Source organism: Lysinibacillus sp. EB106-09-02-XG168 (genome assembly GCF_058791475.1).
Window position 1 is genome coordinate 226678 of the sequence record NZ_JBYTDN010000003.1, and the last position, 15915, is coordinate 242592.

Below are 15915 nucleotides of genomic sequence, written 5' to 3' on the forward strand. Positions count from 1 at the left end.
ACGTGACTGACTGAACGACTGAAGCTGACGAAGAAATGCGACGTATATTGAAAGCCGAAAATAGTCTAGTGATGATGGCAAAGAGGTCACACCCGTTCCCATACCGAACACGGAAGTTAAGCTCTTTAGCGCCGATGGTAGTTGGGGGCTTCCCCCTGTGAGAGTAGGACGTCGCTAGGCATTATACCCAGGAGGATTAGCTCAGCTGGGAGAGCACCTGCCTTACAAGCAGGGGGTCGGCGGTTCGAGCCCGTCATCCTCCACCATTTTTTTATCAAGCACTCTATTATCGCGGGGTGGAGCAGTGGTAGCTCGTCGGGCTCATAACCCGAAGGTCGTTGGTTCAAATCCGGCCCCCGCAACCAAAATGGTCCCGTGGTGTAGCGGTTAACATGCCTGCCTGTCACGCAGGAGATCGCCGGTTCGATCCCGGTCGGGACCGCCATTTTTTTTTGCCGGTGTAGCTCAGTTGGTAGAGCAACTGACTTGTAATCAGTAGGTCGTGGGTTCGACTCCTATCGCCGGCATCATCCCTTGGAGGGGTAGCGAAGAGGCTAAACGCGGCGGACTGTAAATCCGCTCCTTAGGGTTCGGCGGTTCGAATCCGTCCCCCTCCACCATTTTTAGGGGCATAGTTCAACGGTAGAATAGAGGTCTCCAAAACCTTTGGTGTGGGTTCGATTCCTACTGCCCCTGCCAGGTTTCTAGGTACTCGTTATCAAACACTACTGTGATTATATATAGTGGCGATTGTGGCGAAGTGGTTAACGCACCGGATTGTGGTTCCGGCATTCGTGGGTTCGATTCCCATCAGTCGCCCCATTTTAATAATTGGGGTATAGCCAAGCGGTAAGGCAACGGATTTTGATTCCGTCATGCCTAGGTTCGAATCCTAGTACCCCAGCCATTCATTTTTTAATAGGAGCCATTAGCTCAGTTGGTAGAGCATCTGACTTTTAATCAGAGGGTCGAAGGTTCGAGTCCTTCATGGCTCATCAGTTTTTATAAATGCGCCCGTAGCTCAATTGGATAGAGCGTCTGACTACGGATCAGAAGGTTATGGGTTCGACTCCTGTCGGGCGCGCCAAATAAAGCCTAATAGTATCGGAATGTAGCTCAGCTTGGTAGAGCACTTGGTTTGGGACCAAGGGGTCGTAGGTTCGAATCCTGTCATTCCGACCATCTTTCCTAACAAGGGGCCTTAGCTCAGCTGGGAGAGCGCCTGCCTTGCACGCAGGAGGTCAGCGGTTCGATCCCGCTAGGCTCCACCATTTATATATTACGGAGGTATACCCAAGTCTGGCTGAAGGGATCGGTCTTGAAAACCGACAGGCGGGTAACACCGCGCGGGGGTTCGAATCCCTCTACCTCCTCCATATTTTTTCGGGTCAGTAGCTCAGTTGGTAGAGCATTAGATTGAAGCTCTAAGTGTCGGCGGTTCGATTCCGTCCTGACCCACCATTTGCGGGTGTAGTTTAATGGTAAAACCTCAGCCTTCCAAGCTGATGTCGTGAGTTCGATTCTCATCACCCGCTCCAAAATAATGGGCCTATAGCTCAGCTGGTTAGAGCGCACGCCTGATAAGCGTGAGGTCGATGGTTCGAGTCCATTTAGGCCCACCATTATTCCGAAGTAGCTCAGTTGGTAGTAGCACCTGACTGTTAATCAGGTTGTCGCAGGTTCGAGTCCTGCCTTCGGAGCCACGGCCCCTTGGTCAAGTGGTTAAGACACCGCCCTTTCACGGCGGTAACACGGGTTCGAATCCCGTAGGGGTCATCAAGCATGTTGCACATTTGTGTAACATGCTTTTTTTATGCCAATTAAAAGCTAAAAAGGATCACCCTTTGTGTTAAGGAAGTTTTATTTCTAATGGTCGTGTAATAACGTCTATTCCTAAGTATTGCGAAGGGCTTAATCATGATAAATAAAATCGAACTTGCAACTGAAGATATCTCTTGTATAACCAATTTTTACATACAAAAAGGCTTTGTCCTCTATAATCCCCCGAAATTCTCATAATAGCACTTGAAGCGAAGGTGTCTATCTTTTCCCTAATCCCTCAAAATGATAAGAAATATTGAACAAAGTATTTCATATATAAAATATGTATGTTTTTTTGCAGATTTTTTCGTGGTGATAATAGTTCCATTCCTCTAATATGAGGGTAGATGGAGGAGTTCGATATGAATTTACATGAAGTACAACGATTTTTAGAACTTTATCAAGTAGAGCAAAACGAGTCAAAAACATGGCTAGAAAATAGATTACAGTATATTAAAACAACTGGAGAATATACACCGACAACGGAAGAACTAATCTTTGGTGCACAAGTCGCGTGGCGTAATAGTAATAAATGTATTGGTCGATTGTTTTGGCAATCGCTGCATGTTAAAGATGCCCGTGATCTTTCACATGAAGAGGATATCTTCAACGCTTTGCTTAAACATATTCAATACGCAACAAACGATGGGAAAATTCGTCCGACAATAACGATTTTTGCACCAGGGCGAGTTCGTATATGGAATCATCAGCTAATCCGCTATGCTGGCTATGAAACGGAATCTGGAATCGTTGGTGATCCGCATTCCGTTGCGTTTACAAAAGTATGTGAATCACTTGGCTGGCAAGGTGAGAGAACAGCATTTGATGTGCTTCCGCTTGTCGTACAGGTGGATGACAGAGAGCCACAAGTGTTTTTGATCCCTGACGAATATGTACTAGAGGTACCGATTCGCCACCCAGAATCTTCTCAAGTAGAAAAGCTAGGATTAAAATGGTATGCAGTGCCGATTATTTCGAGCATGCGCTTCCAAATGGCAGGTATCGACTTTGAGGCAGCTCCATTCAATGGTTGGTATATGGGTACAGAAATCGGGGCACGTAATTTAGCAGATCATGAGCGCTATAATATGCTACCTGCTATAGCAGAAATTTTTAACCTTGATACAACTAAACAGGCTTCTCTATGGCGTGACCGAGCATTAGTTGAGCTGAATATGGCCGTTCTACATTCTTTTAAAAAAGATGGTGTGAGCATTGTAGATCATCATACAGCTGCACAGCAATTTAAATTGTTTGAGGACTCAGAAACAGCAGCAAATCGAGAGGTTACAGGCAATTGGACATGGTTGATTCCACCTCTTTCGCCAGCTACAACTCATATTTATCACAAGCCTTATGTTAATGTTTACAATACACCTAACTATTTTTATCAGAAACCACCTTATTGAAAGAGAAAGGCAGCTCACGTTAACTTATTTCAGCGAGTGTCCACACCTGCTGAGATAAGATTATGAGCTACCTTTTTTAATTTATATATTCATTTTTAGAAGCTCTAAATGAACATAAGAAGAGTATGAGTGCTACGACAACAAATAACCAACCAGTAATATCCCAGCCACCAAATATATCATGTAAATAACCGAATAAGATTGGACCGATTGCGGCTAATAAATACCCTAATGATTGTGCAAAACCTGATAAATCAGCTGCCTCAAAAGCTGTACGGGTACGTAATGTAAAGAACATCATTGCTAATGAGAATGAAGCTCCTCCGGCTAAGCCTAGTAGCACCATCCAAAGTATAGCGAGGTTGGTCCATTCCATTACTAGTCCGATAAAGCCAATTAAGTAAAATGCCGTAAACATGAATACGAGAGGTCGCTGAGATATCATTTTACTAGCGATAATAGGCACAGCTAAGGCCATTGGGACTTGTGAAAATTGCATGATGGAAAACATCCATCCTGCACGATCTGCAGCTAATCCTTGTGCTATATATATTTCAGGAATCCAAGCAGCAGTTGTATAGAATAATAACGACTGAAATCCCATAGCTCCCGCTACTGCCCAAGTAACAGGTGATTTCCATAAAGGTGTACGCTCTTTCGTAGATTTAACATTAGGCTCAGGCTTATTAAATTTCAACTGTGGAATCCAAATTAAAATGGTTAACGCTACAAGAACAAGTGCGACTGCAAGTGCACCTTGCCAGCCAATGGATGAATGGGCAACAGGATAGCTAATGCCAGCGCCGAGCCCAGCTGTCAAATTCATCGACATAGTGAAAAATGCCATAAGCAAACCTACGTGATAAGGAAACTTCAATTTAAGTAATCCTGGAATAAGTACGTTACCAAATGAAATGGCTATACCAATTAGCGCAGTGCCAAATACGAGCAAACTAGTTGTGCCGAGGGAGCGTAGTACAATCCCTAATGCCAAAAGAATAGTCGATAAAAATAATGTTAGTTCTAGCCCGATTTTACGTGCGACAATTGGTACAAAAGGTGAGATAATTGCAAATGCTAGCAATGGGATTGTTGTTAGAAAGCCCGCTAATGCATAGGATATGCCGAGGTCTTCTCGGATAAAGGAAATAATAGGTCCAACAACTGTTAGCGGCATCCGTAATGTCGAGGCAATACAAATTACGCCGATCACTAGTAATAAGGTTGTACCTTTCCAGTTAATTTTCCTGCTAGGATAAGTATCGGTATGTTCATGAGTAGTCAAATAAATCCCCCCCTGTTAGAACAATTATGATTGAACCACTATACCACTTTATCACAACAATAAAAATAGTTGAAAATTCGCAAAATATAGAATGTTATTCGAGTTATTGAAATGCCATAAGTCATATGTTAGAATAATATTCATCATAAATTTAATAATATGCCTCATGTTTATATTGAGGTAGAGGTCGCGGTATTTAAGAGTATGCTAATGGAAATGACAAGCATTTAAGATATTAGTTGAAAGGAAATACTGCCGAAGTGTGAGGGGACTTGAAAACCTCATGCTGGGGCTGTCTCCGAAAGGAACAGAACTGTCACGTTTGGATAACGTGTTGAGCTATCATTTTGAAAGAACAGAGGATTTACTTAGCCATCACTGCCGTTCATGTGATGGCATTTTTTTCGCCTCTTAAAAGGAAGGAAGTTAAATTGTGAGTGAAATTAAAGTCAATCAGCTCGGCCATAAAGCGCCAAAGTTGAAAAAAGAATTAAAAAGCCGTCACATTACAATGATTTCATTAGGCGGTACAATCGGTACAGGATTGTTTTTAGCTAGTGGTGGTGCCATTGCACAGGCAGGCCCTGGCGGTGCGCTTCTTGCTTATGCATTAATCGGTATCATGGTTTATTTTTTAATGACAAGCTTAGGCGAAATGGCAGCCTATATGCCATCATCGGGCTCATTTAGTACGTATGCTACAAAATTTGTGGATCCAGCTCTAGGCTTTGCACTTGGTTGGAACTATTGGTACAACTGGGCAATTACAATTGCGGCAGAAATTTCTGCTGTATCATTGATTATGAAATATTGGTTCCCAGATAGCTCATCAGCACTTTGGACTGTTTTATTTATTGTTGTTGTTTTAACGTTCAATCTATTATCGGTAAAAAGCTATGGTGAAAGTGAATATTGGTTTGCCATGATAAAGGTTGTAACTGTAATCATTTTTATTATCATCAGTTTCTTAATGATATTTGGTATTTTAGGAGGAAACGCTCCGGTAGGCTTTACGAATTTCTTTGTTAGTGATGGACCATTCCACGGTGGTTTCCTTGCTACATTTGGTATTTTCTTAGCTGCGGGATTCTCGTTCCAAGGAACAGAATTACTTGGAATAACAGCAGGTGAAACAGATGATCCTGGTAAAAATATTCCGAAAGCTGTTAAGTCCGTTTTCTGGCGAATTCTTTTATTTTATATTTTAGCGATCGGTGCAATTGGTCTGTTGATTCCGTTTACAGACGCACGTTTGCTATCTGAAGATATCGCTGTTTCACCGTTTACACTGGTGTTCGATAATTTAGGAATTGCCTTTGCCGCATCATTGATGAATGCTATCATTCTAACGGCAATGCTGTCAGCAGGGAATTCAGGGCTGTACGCATCTTCTCGTATGCTTTGGCAATTAGCAGTAGATGGACATGCACCGAAATTTTTCACTAAACTAAGCCGTCGAGGTATTCCAATTTACGCATTACTGGCGACTTTAGCTGTAGGCTCTCTAGCATTTTTAGCTTCATTCTTTGGTGATGGTGTGGTCTACATGTGGCTTCTAAATGCCTCTGGGATGTCAGGCTTCATTGCTTGGCTAGGAATTGCATTTAGCCATTACCGTTTCCGTCGAGCGTTCGACGTACAGGGCTTAGATCCGAAATTGTTGCCGTATAAAGCAAAACTATTCCCATTCGGTCCGCTATTTGCTTTTACGGTTTGTATGATTGTTGTTATTGGACAAAACTACAATGCCTTTTTGGGTGGTTCAGTAGATTGGTACGGAGTTCTTGTCTCGTATATCGGTATTCCACTGTTCCTACTGTTATGGCTTGGCTATAAAATTAAGCATAAAACGAAAATGCTTCCGCTTGAGCAATGTGATTTAAAGCTGGAAGACTAATATTAAAGCTGCTCTATAATCCATTGAATGATGGTTTATGGAGCAGCTTTTTTACTATTTCGCAAAATATCTATGAAACGAAAACGAAAAAATGGTAAATTAAGGTTTATAGCCGAAAGTTGTGGATGACGTTTTTAAAAATATACGCTCTGTATATTAGGTGATTTCCGTTCCGGCTGGGTGCCCCCAGGAAAGCGCCCGGCCGGAACGGAAATCAACCACACGTAAAAGCTTAATAGGTGAAGACAAATAATCAGAGGAGGGAGAAAGATGATAGACTATCCATTTTTACAAAACAGATTAAAAAAAGAAAAGATTAATACCTTTTTGATTAATAGTCACGGTAAAACGACATTTCGATACTATAAAAACAAGAAACAACAACAGAAGCTTCATAAAATTAATTCTTGTACAAAGAGTATTCTTTCAATTCTATTTGGTATTGCAATTGATCATAAATATTTGGAATCTGTTCATACACCTGTTCATTCTTTTTTTCCTGAACTATTCGAACGGCAAGACGACAAACGTAAAATGGATATGACAATATATCACCTTTTAACAATGACGGAAGGGTTAGATTTCCCAGAATTCGGAGAATGGAATTATTTTGCTCCTATGGTATTTCATTCTGATATAGTAAAATTTATAATAAATCGTCCGATGGTACATCCAGTGGGTACGAATATGAATTATAACTCGGGTTGCTCCCATATACTATCTGCTATATTGCAGCAAGTTACGAATATGAAAACAAAAGAATTTGCCAATCGTTATTTATTTCAACCATTAGGTATTCAAGAATATCAGTGGTACGAGGATAAGAAGAAAATTAGTAAAGGGGCAGATGGTCTTTTATTAAAGGTAGAAGATATGATGAAAGTGGGGCTCTTAGTTTTAAAGAAAGGCGTATATAACGAGAAAAGGATAGTTTCAGAGGATTGGATTAATCATTCGATAAAGCCGAATTTAATGACTTATGAAAAAATCGGTTATTACGGGATGCATTGGTGGGTAAATAAACAGAATGAAACTAAAGCTTTTTCGGAAGATAATCAATATTTCTTTGCATTAGGCTTTGGGGGGCAATATATTTTTATTTGGCCAAAGGAAGAACTAGTTATTACTATCACAGGTGATTTGTATGAAACTAGTTTATTACCGCTTCAATTAATAAAGGACCACATCTTGAGATAATCGTTATGGTGATGAGTCAATAAAATGAAATTTTTACATTTTAGAATAGAGGTGCATGGAAGTGCAAAAGCACATTTTATTAGTAGAAGATGACGAAGCCATTCGCGAAATGGTAGAGAGTTATTTAACGATGGAGGGATTCCTTGTCACCTCTGCAGTAAATGGGGAAGAAGCATTACAAAATTGTTTAAACAATCCCTTTGATTTAGTAATCTTGGATATTATGATACCGAAGCTTAATGGATTAGAAGTTTTAAAAATTATAAGAGAGCAAGCATCACTTCCAATCATCATCATGTCAGCCAAGGATAGTGATGTTGATAAAGCATTAGGGTTAGGATTAGGGGCAGATGATTATATTGCCAAGCCGTTTTCGATGCTGGAATTTTCGGCACGTGTCAAAGCCGCAATAAGAAGAGCTACAAAATACTCCAGTCAAGTAGAGGATAAGGCAGACATAGTAAAGATAGACAACTTATCGATAGACCTTGTTAATTTTTCGGTTGAGAGGAATGGACAAAATGTAAAGCTCACGTCAAAGGAATTTGCTATTTTAACGTTATTCGTGACAAATCGTAATCGAGTTTTTACGAAACAGCAAATTTATCAATTGATTTGGAAAGATGCTTACTATGGAGATGAAAATATTATTAATGTACATATAAGAAGATTACGAGAAAAAATTGAAGACGATCCGTCCAACCCTAAGTATATTAAAACGCTTTGGGGGATCGGCTACAAATTTGAAGGGTAAACATTCATCATGATTATATGTCTATTGCTAATTATTGTATTACTAGTAGGAATTATTATTTTTCAGATGAAGGCAAAGAAACAACAAGATGCTGAGATTCAATACATGCATCAAAAGCTGCAAATAATCATTGATGAACAATCGAACGAAAAGATTTTAGTATCGACAGCTAATCAAGAATTACAGCAGCTACTAATCGCGATGAATGCATTGTTAGACCACAACCAAAAAGTGCAAGCAACACATCTAAAAATGGAAGATTCCATGAAAAAAATGTTGGCCAATATTTCGCATGATCTTAAAACACCTTTAACTGTTGTGCTAGGTTATACGGAAATGCTGCAGCTACAGCCATCACTTAGTGACGAAGAGCGGCAGCGCTTGCTCACTGGCGTTCATTCGAAAACATTGGAAGTATTAAAAATAATCCATACATTTTTTGATTTGGCAAAATTGGAGGCTGGAGATACAGATTACCCAATGACAAAAATTAACGTAAATGAAATTTGCCGTAAAAACATTTTATCATTTTACGATATGGTCATGTCATTGGGATTAGAGATTGATATAACAATACCGGAGATATCTGTATATGCACTTGGTAATGAAGAAGCATTAGATAGAGTTTTGAATAATTTATTGTCAAATGCGATTGCCTATGGGGCGGCAGGAAACATCATTGGACTCACAGTAAGAACTGATGATACGAATATTTATATTGATGTATGGGATCGTGGTAAAGGGATTGACGAATATCATATCGATAATGTTTTTGAAAGAATGTATACGCTTGAGGATTCTAGAAATAAATCCTTCCAAGGGAGTGGACTTGGCTTAACGATTACAAAACGTCTTGTAGAATTAATGGATGGCTCTATCCAGCTTTCCAGTATTCCATATGAGAAGACCATTTTTACAATTTCTTTAAAACGAATGATGTATTGAACAGCCGTGCTTGTAGAGCATTTAAAATGCTTTACAGGCTTTTCTTCTGCGCTTAAGAAATTTGTAAGAATCCATTAATAAATTAGAGAGTTTCATTTTTTATAATAAGGATAGTTAAAAGTAAGGGAGAGATTTACATGACATATATTGTGAAGACAAATCAGCTTACGAAAGTGTTTGAGGGGAAAGAAGTCGTTTCTGCTGTTACTATGCATGTGAAAAAAGGAGAGATCTACGGTTTTTTAGGTCCTAATGGTGCCGGAAAAACGACAGTCATGAAAATGCTGACAAACCTTACGAAGCCAACGAGTGGAGATATTGAAATCTTTGGTGAGAAATTAAATGACCGCTCATACGAAGTGCTGAAAAGGATGGGGACAATTATTGAATACCCAATTTTTTATGAAAATTTAACGGCAAAGGAAACTTTAGAATTACATTGCGAATATATGGGCTATTATGACAAGAAAGAAATCGCGCATGTTCTAGATTTAGTAAAACTAACAAACACGGAAAATAAACGTGTAAAAGACTTTTCACTTGGAATGAAACAACGCTTGGGTATTGCACGTGCAATTATTACGAAGCCGGAACTACTTATTTTAGATGAACCGATTAATGGGCTAGATCCAGTCGGCATTAAAGAGCTTCGGGAGTTATTCAAGATGCTTTGTAAAGAGTATGGCATTACTATTATGATTTCTAGCCACATTTTGGGTGAAATTGAACAGTTGGCAGATACAGTTGGAGTTATTAAGGATGGGAGATTAATGAAGGAAGTATCTATGGACGCTGTCAATCGTAGTCAGTCAAATTATATAGAATTGATTGTTAATGATGGGAAAAAGGCTGCCTTTATTTTAGAAAGTACATTAAATATTACTAATTTCAAACTAGTGGATGACAATTGTATTCGAATTTATGAATTGACAGCTTCGCAAAAGGTGCTATCTAAAACATTGATTGAGCATGATATTGAAATTGAGGGCATTAGCAAAAAAACAAGCTCATTAGAGGATTATTTCTTGAAGTTAATCAATGGAGGTGTCACTAGTGCTTAATTTAATGCGTTTAGAAATGAAAAAATATCATATTGGTTTATATATAAAACGAGCTGTCTTCGCAAATTTTGTAATACTAGCTGTTATATTTATGCTTATATTTATCACTAAAGTAGAAGGAGATGTAGATTTTAGAACTTATCAGACGGCATTAGGCATGATAGATTCATTTGTAAGAGCAGTATTTATTATTTTTGCTAGTGTGTTAATCGCCAAGTTTATTATTGGGGAATTTAAATATAAAACGATCACTGTAGCCTTTATGTACCCAATCAATAGAAAAAAACTAATTGCTTCAAAGCTAGCCATAGTTGTTCTTTTTACCTTTAGTGCAATTGTTTTATCGACTATATTTGTCACAGCAATTTTTTGTGCTGTTAGTGAGAGTTTTCAATTGCTCCCAGATACGTTATCGGTATCTATCATCATCCAACGAATTCCCGCTTTGATCATGAATGCAGTTTCAGCATCATGCATCGCTTTAATACCATTGTATTTCGGTATGAGAAAATACTCTATTCCGGCAACGATTGTATCATCAATATTAATTGTATCGGTCGTATCATCAAATTCGGGTAGCTTCACCTTATATGATATTATTTTTATTCCTATCACTTTAGCGATTATCGGTATAAGCGTGGCTTACGTATCATTTCGGAACATTGAGAAGATAGATATTTAAGGGCGTATGGTTGATTTCCGTTCCGACTGGGCGCTTTGACGCTGCAGCTACGCTTTCGCGCAGAGCTTCCTGGGGGCGTCCGATGAGCCGCTTCACTCGCGTTGCTCGCTCCAGGGTCTCGGGCCAACAGATGTTTTTTGCGCGAAAGCGTAGTGCTAACGAAGCGGCAGCGGCACCGATGTTGGTCACGGAGGCGTTATCACAGGATGTGATGCTTTTAGCCTCCGTTCCTCTATCGCTGATCCCAATGAGTCGCCCAGTCTCCACTCCAATCAACTATATATATGTCATAAGTTTTATCAATTGTCACGCCTACTACAATGAGATATTTTTTCCTCTTACATGTAGAAATGCCAGACACAAAACCAAATTAAGGTCTTTGTGTCTGGCATTTTTTTAACCAAATATTGTTTGCCATAATAAATAAACATTTAAAGTAACTACAATCACCACGACGATCCATCCTAATATAGTAGTAATACGATGGTTGACTAGGCTCCCCATGATGTCACGCTTACTCGTAAACAGTACAAGTGGTACAAGAGCAAATGCGATACCAAAGGATAGAATAACCTGACTTAGGACAAGCGCATAAGTCGCATTCACACCGGATGCAATGATGACTAGAGGCGGTAACATTGTAACAGCGCGGCGTAAATAGAGCGGTATTTTTTTTCTAATAAAGCCCTGCATCACAACGTCACCTGCCAGTGTACCGACTGAAGAACTTGCAAGACCTGCAATGAGAAGGCCAAGACCAAAGGACACTGCTGCCATCGGACCAAGCGCCTCTTTTAATCCGTTATAAGCGATATCTAAATCTTCAACTACGACGCCTTGTGTATGAAATACTGCCGCAGCAATAACAAGCATACTCATATTGATGGCACCGGCAATAATCATTGCGATAATAATATCAATAAACTCAAAACGGAAAATCCGTTTCTTCTCGTTATCGTTTCGACCAACGATGCGACTTTGGGTTAATGAAGAATGCAAGTAAATAGCGTGTGGCATGACAGTTGCTCCTAAAATACCCGTTGCGAGTAAGATAGAATCTACTCCCTCAAAGCGCGGTGTGAACATGCCCATTGTTACTTCGCCCCAATTTGGCTGTGCTAAAAATGTTTGGAATGCAAATGCTAATACGACAATAAGCACCATGCCAGAAATGCCTGCTTCAAATGCTCTAAAGCCTCTGCGCTGCAATTCTAAAATAGCAAATGAGCCAACTGCTGTAATAAGCGCTGCAGGCAACATTGGAATATTGAATAACAAGTACAGCCCTAATGCAGCACCAATAAATTCTGCAAGGTCTGTTGCAATAATGACCAATTCAGCCTGTATCCATAAAAAGATAGACGTTTTTTTAGAAAAATGTTCACGTGATACTTCGGGTAAATTTTTACCTGTAGCAATGCCAAGCTTTGCTGACAAGGATTGAATTAACACTGCCATTAAATTAGAAAAAGCGATAACCCAAAGCAATAGATAGCCATATTGTGAACCTGCTGTAATATTTGTTGCGAAGTTGCCTGGATCAATATAGGCAACTGCTGCGATGAAGGCTGGACCAAGAAACGGTAAGATTCGTCGCCAACCTGTAATATCTCCATCTAAAACTGCCTCAGCAGACGATTTTGTCATTCGTTTGTAAACCATGTTGTTCCCTCATTTCGAAAAGTATCATTAATGAAATAAAGTTTCCTAGAGGAAAACGATATATTACTATTCTATAGCTTTAGGAAAAAAATGTGAAGATTTTTGCCCATTATATTTTTTGCTCAGTAATGTAGTTAAAGTATGTGCAAATTAAATATGGAGTATTAGAATAATGTGTCACTTGATAAGGTCATAAGATTTGGATTTTTAAATTTGGAAGACTGCCGTACTGAGATTGCGTTAGTTGTCGAGCTTAATTTATTGTTCTTCTCATCATTTTCTAATTAGACTTCCACCCTTAATATCGTTTACCATGAAAAGAAAATGATGAGGACTGATTCGACATGACCAATCGAATTTTAATAATAGAGGATGAAGAGAATATCGCAAGAGTTCTACAGTTAGAGCTTCAATTTGAGGGTTATAAAACTGATATGGCACATACAGGGACAGATGGTTTGCTTAAATATCGTGAGCAGCAATGGGATTTAATTTTACTCGATGTGATGCTACCCGAGATGAGCGGGATTGATGTACTAAAACGGATTCGTGCAACAGAATCACAGACGCCTGTAATTATGCTAACTGCAAAGAGTGAAGTGGAAGATAAGATAAAGGGTCTGGATCTTGGAGCAAATGATTATATAACGAAGCCGTTTGATATTGAAGAATTACTTGCTCGCATTCGGACTGCTTTAAGATTCTCCCAAAAAGGAAATCTACAACACACTCAGCCGACATTCGGACAATTGTCCATTAATGAACAAACACGCGAGGTAATTTATTATGGAAAAGAACTTCAATTGACACCTCGTGAATATGATTTGCTTTTATATTTACTAAAGCATCCAAAGCAAGTACTGGCCAGAGAGCAAATTTTAGAGGCTGTATGGGGTTATGATTATTACGGTGATACGAATGTTGTGGATGTTTATATTCGCTATGTACGACAAAAGCTTGAAGCTGCTAACGATACACCAATTATCCAAACGGTGCGTGGCGTAGGGTATGTGCTAAAGGAGCACAAACATGAGACTTAAAACAAAAATTCATCTGCTAACAACATTATTAATGCTCGTTTTATTAGTAGCTACAAATAGTGGTATTTACTTTTTGTATGAGAAGTTTGCTTATAATACCGAATATAAACAGCTCCAAGCAAGAGCAAATGAACTAAGCTCGACATTAAGTCAGTTAAACGAGCAAACCGATTTACAACAAGTCTTAAGAGCCTATATGCCAACAGATGGCGCAGTCTATATTGATGATGGACAGCACTTAAAATTGAAAGTTCAGGCAACGCTTGAGATGCCTGATGTTCCGTACATTACTTTTACGATGCCAGCTATTTGGATGGACGGAACCGTTGTCCAAATAAAATTACAACAGTCAATGGAAGAAGTGGCGAGCACATTAGGTTTGCTAAAAGCGATATTGGTAGTCGTATCAATCGTTGCGACAATTCCTATATTTTTAGCGAGTTTAGCGCTCGGTCGCCTTATTTTATTGCCACTCAATCGGTTAAATGAAACGATGCTTAAAAGTGCTACGACGGGTAAGTATGAAAAAATTGAAATACCCGATCAGGGTGGGGACGAGTTAACAAACATTCATCGTACTTTTAACATGATGATGGAGAAGCTTGAGCGGCATTATCAAAAGCAACAGCAATTTGTATCGAATGCTTCCCACGAATTAAAAACGCCCATTACTGTAATTGAAAGCTATGCAAAATTGCTAGTACGTAGAGGTTTTGAAAATAAAGAGGTAGCACAGGAATCACTACAAGCCATTGTGAATGAATCAGCACGTATGCATGAAATGGTGTTGCAATTACTTGAGCTTGCCAAAAATAACGAGCATTTTGAAGTACACTGCATGCAGATAGAACTTGCACCCTTTTTAAATAAGATTGCTTTACAAATGCAACAAGCCTATCATCGCTCATTCATTGTCGAGGTTAAAATGCTAAATACTATTTATAGTGACGAAAAAATGTTGAGGCAACTGTTGTTCATTTTACTTGATAATGCCCGTAAATATAGTGAAGATGAAGTCCTCATACATGCTAAAGAAACTACCACTCATGTTCTTATTACGATTCAAGATTTTGGAGCAGGGATTCCAAATGAGCATATTCCCCATTTGTTTGAACGTTTTTATCGTGTGAATGAGGACCGTAATCGTAAAACTGGAGGGTCTGGCTTAGGGTTGGCTATTGCCCATGAGCTTGCAGGGCAATTGGGCATTATAATCGATGTTGAAAGTACACTTGGTGAGGGCTCAAGCTTTACATTACGAGTACCAAAGGAGGGGCAACAATGAAAAAATGGCTATTGATAATTGTTGCCATCATCATTCTTTGTAGTGTAACACTATGGTATGCTCAAAATCGCTTTTTTCATGCCGAGCCTCTAAGTGAAGCTGAGGCCATTGACCATATTGAAACAATCTACAATGGTCATGTAACAAAGGCTAAAAAGCAAGGAAACGACTATAAAATGATATTTACGCGAGATAGAGCCACTTACACAGCGATACTAGATCCTACTACTCAACAAATTAAAGCGTTAAAACTGATAGAGGCAGAAAGTAAATTATTGTTAACAGAATCGCAAATACGTCAATTTGTTAAAAAAGAATATGGGCGTGTAGAAAGTGTTAAGTTAACAGAACATGTTTACACCGTCAGGGTTGAAAAAGAGGATAGGCAAAAAGAGTTGGCCCTCGATGCTTTTACAGGTGAGTTGTTATCTGAAAAAAATGTTCAACCAATTGAGCGACCTGAAGTAGAAAAAATTATTTCTGAACCGCAAGCAATAAAGATTGCCCTCCAACAACTAAATGGGGAAGTGGATTCAGTTGAGTATGAGGAAACGGCGGATGGTGGCTACTATTTAGTTGAAATTGAAACGAAGGATGACGAAGCTGTCTTTCAAATACATGCAGTTTCAGGAAAGGTTATGTCTGTTACTTGGGATGACGATCATTAAGGCCTTCTCATGAAATTTTAATGTTTCTCTTATCGTCCTTTCATCTTCGCTTGATAAGCTAAAAATAGTTAAAGCGAAATTCGTTCAGAGTGGCTTTCTTCATCTTCGAAGATAAGGGGGAACACAAGCTATTACTTCATGGTGCAGCTTGTGTGACCAACATCTGTTGCTCTGAACCAACCGGACATTTACTGGATTTTACTGCCAGA

12 protein-coding genes, 18 tRNA genes, 1 rRNA gene and 1 riboswitch are annotated in these 15915 nt (G+C 39.2%); of the genes, 29 read left to right on the forward strand and 2 right to left on the reverse strand.

Features of this window, described 5'->3' with window-relative positions; all coding sequences use genetic code 11:
• The first annotated feature begins 64 nt into the window (after nt 1-64).
• The 20 genes from rrf to AC3WSO_RS02290 all read left to right on the forward strand — a co-directional run bounded on the left by rrf (nt 65) and on the right by AC3WSO_RS02290 (nt 3230).
• Nucleotides 65-180 (forward strand): 5S ribosomal RNA (gene rrf / locus AC3WSO_RS02195).
• Between the two features lie 10 nt (nt 181-190).
• Nucleotides 191-266 (forward strand) — tRNA-Val (locus AC3WSO_RS02200).
• A gap of 24 nt (nt 267-290) precedes the next feature.
• A tRNA-Met gene (locus AC3WSO_RS02205) sits at nt 291-365 on the forward strand.
• Nucleotides 366-369: 4 nt separating this feature from the next.
• A tRNA-Asp gene (locus tag AC3WSO_RS02210) sits at nt 370-445 on the forward strand.
• A gap of 9 nt (nt 446-454) precedes the next feature.
• Nucleotides 455-527: transfer RNA gene (locus tag AC3WSO_RS02215), tRNA-Thr, on the forward strand.
• A gap of 9 nt (nt 528-536) precedes the next feature.
• Nucleotides 537-620 (forward strand) — tRNA-Tyr (locus AC3WSO_RS02220).
• Nucleotides 621-625: 5 nt separating this feature from the next.
• Nucleotides 626-699, forward strand: a tRNA-Trp gene (locus AC3WSO_RS02225).
• A 47-nt stretch (nt 700-746) separates the two neighbouring features.
• Nucleotides 747-822 (forward strand) — tRNA-His (locus tag AC3WSO_RS02230).
• Nucleotides 823-832: 10 nt separating this feature from the next.
• Nucleotides 833-907 (forward strand) — tRNA-Gln (locus AC3WSO_RS02235).
• 15 nt (nt 908-922) lie between these two features.
• Nucleotides 923-995: transfer RNA gene (locus AC3WSO_RS02240), tRNA-Lys, on the forward strand.
• Nucleotides 996-1010: 15 nt separating this feature from the next.
• Nucleotides 1011-1087 (forward strand) — tRNA-Arg (locus tag AC3WSO_RS02245).
• Between the two features lie 18 nt (nt 1088-1105).
• A tRNA-Pro gene (locus AC3WSO_RS02250) sits at nt 1106-1182 on the forward strand.
• A gap of 13 nt (nt 1183-1195) precedes the next feature.
• Nucleotides 1196-1271 (forward strand) — tRNA-Ala (locus tag AC3WSO_RS02255).
• Nucleotides 1272-1283: 12 nt separating this feature from the next.
• Nucleotides 1284-1376 (forward strand) — tRNA-Ser (locus AC3WSO_RS02260).
• A gap of 9 nt (nt 1377-1385) precedes the next feature.
• Nucleotides 1386-1461 (forward strand) — tRNA-Phe (locus AC3WSO_RS02265).
• A 3-nt stretch (nt 1462-1464) separates the two neighbouring features.
• Nucleotides 1465-1538: transfer RNA gene (locus tag AC3WSO_RS02270), tRNA-Gly, on the forward strand.
• A gap of 7 nt (nt 1539-1545) precedes the next feature.
• Nucleotides 1546-1622 (forward strand) — tRNA-Ile (locus tag AC3WSO_RS02275).
• A 4-nt stretch (nt 1623-1626) separates the two neighbouring features.
• A tRNA-Asn gene (locus AC3WSO_RS02280) sits at nt 1627-1703 on the forward strand.
• A 1-nt stretch (nt 1704) separates the two neighbouring features.
• A tRNA-Glu gene (locus AC3WSO_RS02285) sits at nt 1705-1776 on the forward strand.
• A gap of 407 nt (nt 1777-2183) precedes the next feature.
• Nucleotides 2184-3230, forward strand: coding sequence for a nitric oxide synthase oxygenase (locus tag AC3WSO_RS02290; RefSeq protein ID WP_492528353.1), 1047 nt, complete (start codon nt 2184-2186; stop codon nt 3228-3230).
• A 76-nt stretch (nt 3231-3306) separates the two neighbouring features.
• Here the strand turns inward: AC3WSO_RS02290 and AC3WSO_RS02295 are convergent, their stop codons facing one another.
• Nucleotides 3307-4515, reverse strand: a complete 1209-nt coding sequence (locus AC3WSO_RS02295) for a CynX/NimT family MFS transporter (protein ID WP_492528355.1) — start codon at nt 4513-4515, stop codon at nt 3307-3309.
• A 173-nt stretch (nt 4516-4688) separates the two neighbouring features.
• A riboswitch (Lysine riboswitch) is annotated at nt 4689-4865 on the forward strand.
• A gap of 83 nt (nt 4866-4948) precedes the next feature.
• On the opposite strand from AC3WSO_RS02295, the gene AC3WSO_RS02300 reads away from it, so the two are divergent.
• The 6 genes from AC3WSO_RS02300 to AC3WSO_RS02325 all read left to right on the forward strand — a co-directional run bounded on the left by AC3WSO_RS02300 (nt 4949) and on the right by AC3WSO_RS02325 (nt 11051).
• Entirely contained in the window at nt 4949-6412 is a 1464-nt protein-coding gene (locus tag AC3WSO_RS02300; protein WP_492528357.1) for an amino acid permease, read from the forward strand.
• Between the two features lie 270 nt (nt 6413-6682).
• A complete protein-coding gene (locus AC3WSO_RS02305; RefSeq protein ID WP_492528359.1) occupies nt 6683-7609 on the forward strand; it encodes a serine hydrolase domain-containing protein in 927 nt (308 codons plus the stop codon).
• A 61-nt stretch (nt 7610-7670) separates the two neighbouring features.
• Nucleotides 7671-8363 carry a response regulator transcription factor gene (locus tag AC3WSO_RS02310; RefSeq protein ID WP_492528361.1) on the forward strand — a complete coding sequence of 231 codons (693 nt, stop codon included), beginning with the start codon at nt 7671-7673 and terminating at the stop codon, nt 8361-8363.
• Between the two features lie 9 nt (nt 8364-8372).
• Nucleotides 8373-9308 carry a sensor histidine kinase gene (locus AC3WSO_RS02315; protein ID WP_492528362.1) on the forward strand — a complete coding sequence of 312 codons (936 nt, stop codon included), beginning with the start codon at nt 8373-8375 and terminating at the stop codon, nt 9306-9308.
• A gap of 137 nt (nt 9309-9445) precedes the next feature.
• Nucleotides 9446-10369 (forward strand): ABC transporter ATP-binding protein, encoded by a 924-nt coding sequence (locus AC3WSO_RS02320; protein ID WP_492528364.1) that lies wholly within the window; start codon nt 9446-9448, stop codon nt 10367-10369.
• Entirely contained in the window at nt 10362-11051 is a 690-nt protein-coding gene (locus tag AC3WSO_RS02325) for an ABC transporter permease (RefSeq protein ID WP_492528366.1), read from the forward strand. Before AC3WSO_RS02320 ends, AC3WSO_RS02325 begins: the two co-directional genes overlap by 8 nt.
• A gap of 396 nt (nt 11052-11447) precedes the next feature.
• Here the strand turns inward: AC3WSO_RS02325 and AC3WSO_RS02330 are convergent, their stop codons facing one another.
• A complete protein-coding gene (locus AC3WSO_RS02330) occupies nt 11448-12713 on the reverse strand; it encodes an Nramp family divalent metal transporter (protein ID WP_492528368.1) in 1266 nt (421 codons plus the stop codon).
• 344 nt (nt 12714-13057) lie between these two features.
• On the opposite strand from AC3WSO_RS02330, the gene AC3WSO_RS02335 reads away from it, so the two are divergent.
• From AC3WSO_RS02335 to AC3WSO_RS02345, 3 genes are read left to right on the forward strand one after another with little or no spacing between them, the layout of a single operon-like run.
• Nucleotides 13058-13753 (forward strand): response regulator transcription factor, encoded by a 696-nt coding sequence (locus AC3WSO_RS02335; protein WP_492528370.1) that lies wholly within the window; start codon nt 13058-13060, stop codon nt 13751-13753.
• Entirely contained in the window at nt 13743-15038 is a 1296-nt protein-coding gene (locus tag AC3WSO_RS02340; RefSeq protein WP_492528372.1) for a sensor histidine kinase, read from the forward strand. The genes AC3WSO_RS02335 and AC3WSO_RS02340 overlap by 11 nt, the downstream gene beginning before the upstream one ends.
• The gene (locus tag AC3WSO_RS02345) at nt 15035-15706 is read left to right on the forward strand and encodes a PepSY domain-containing protein (RefSeq protein ID WP_492528374.1); all 672 of its coding nucleotides are present in this window, start codon (nt 15035-15037) and stop codon (nt 15704-15706) included. The genes AC3WSO_RS02340 and AC3WSO_RS02345 overlap by 4 nt, the downstream gene beginning before the upstream one ends.
• The last annotated feature ends 209 nt before the right edge of the window (nt 15707-15915 follow it).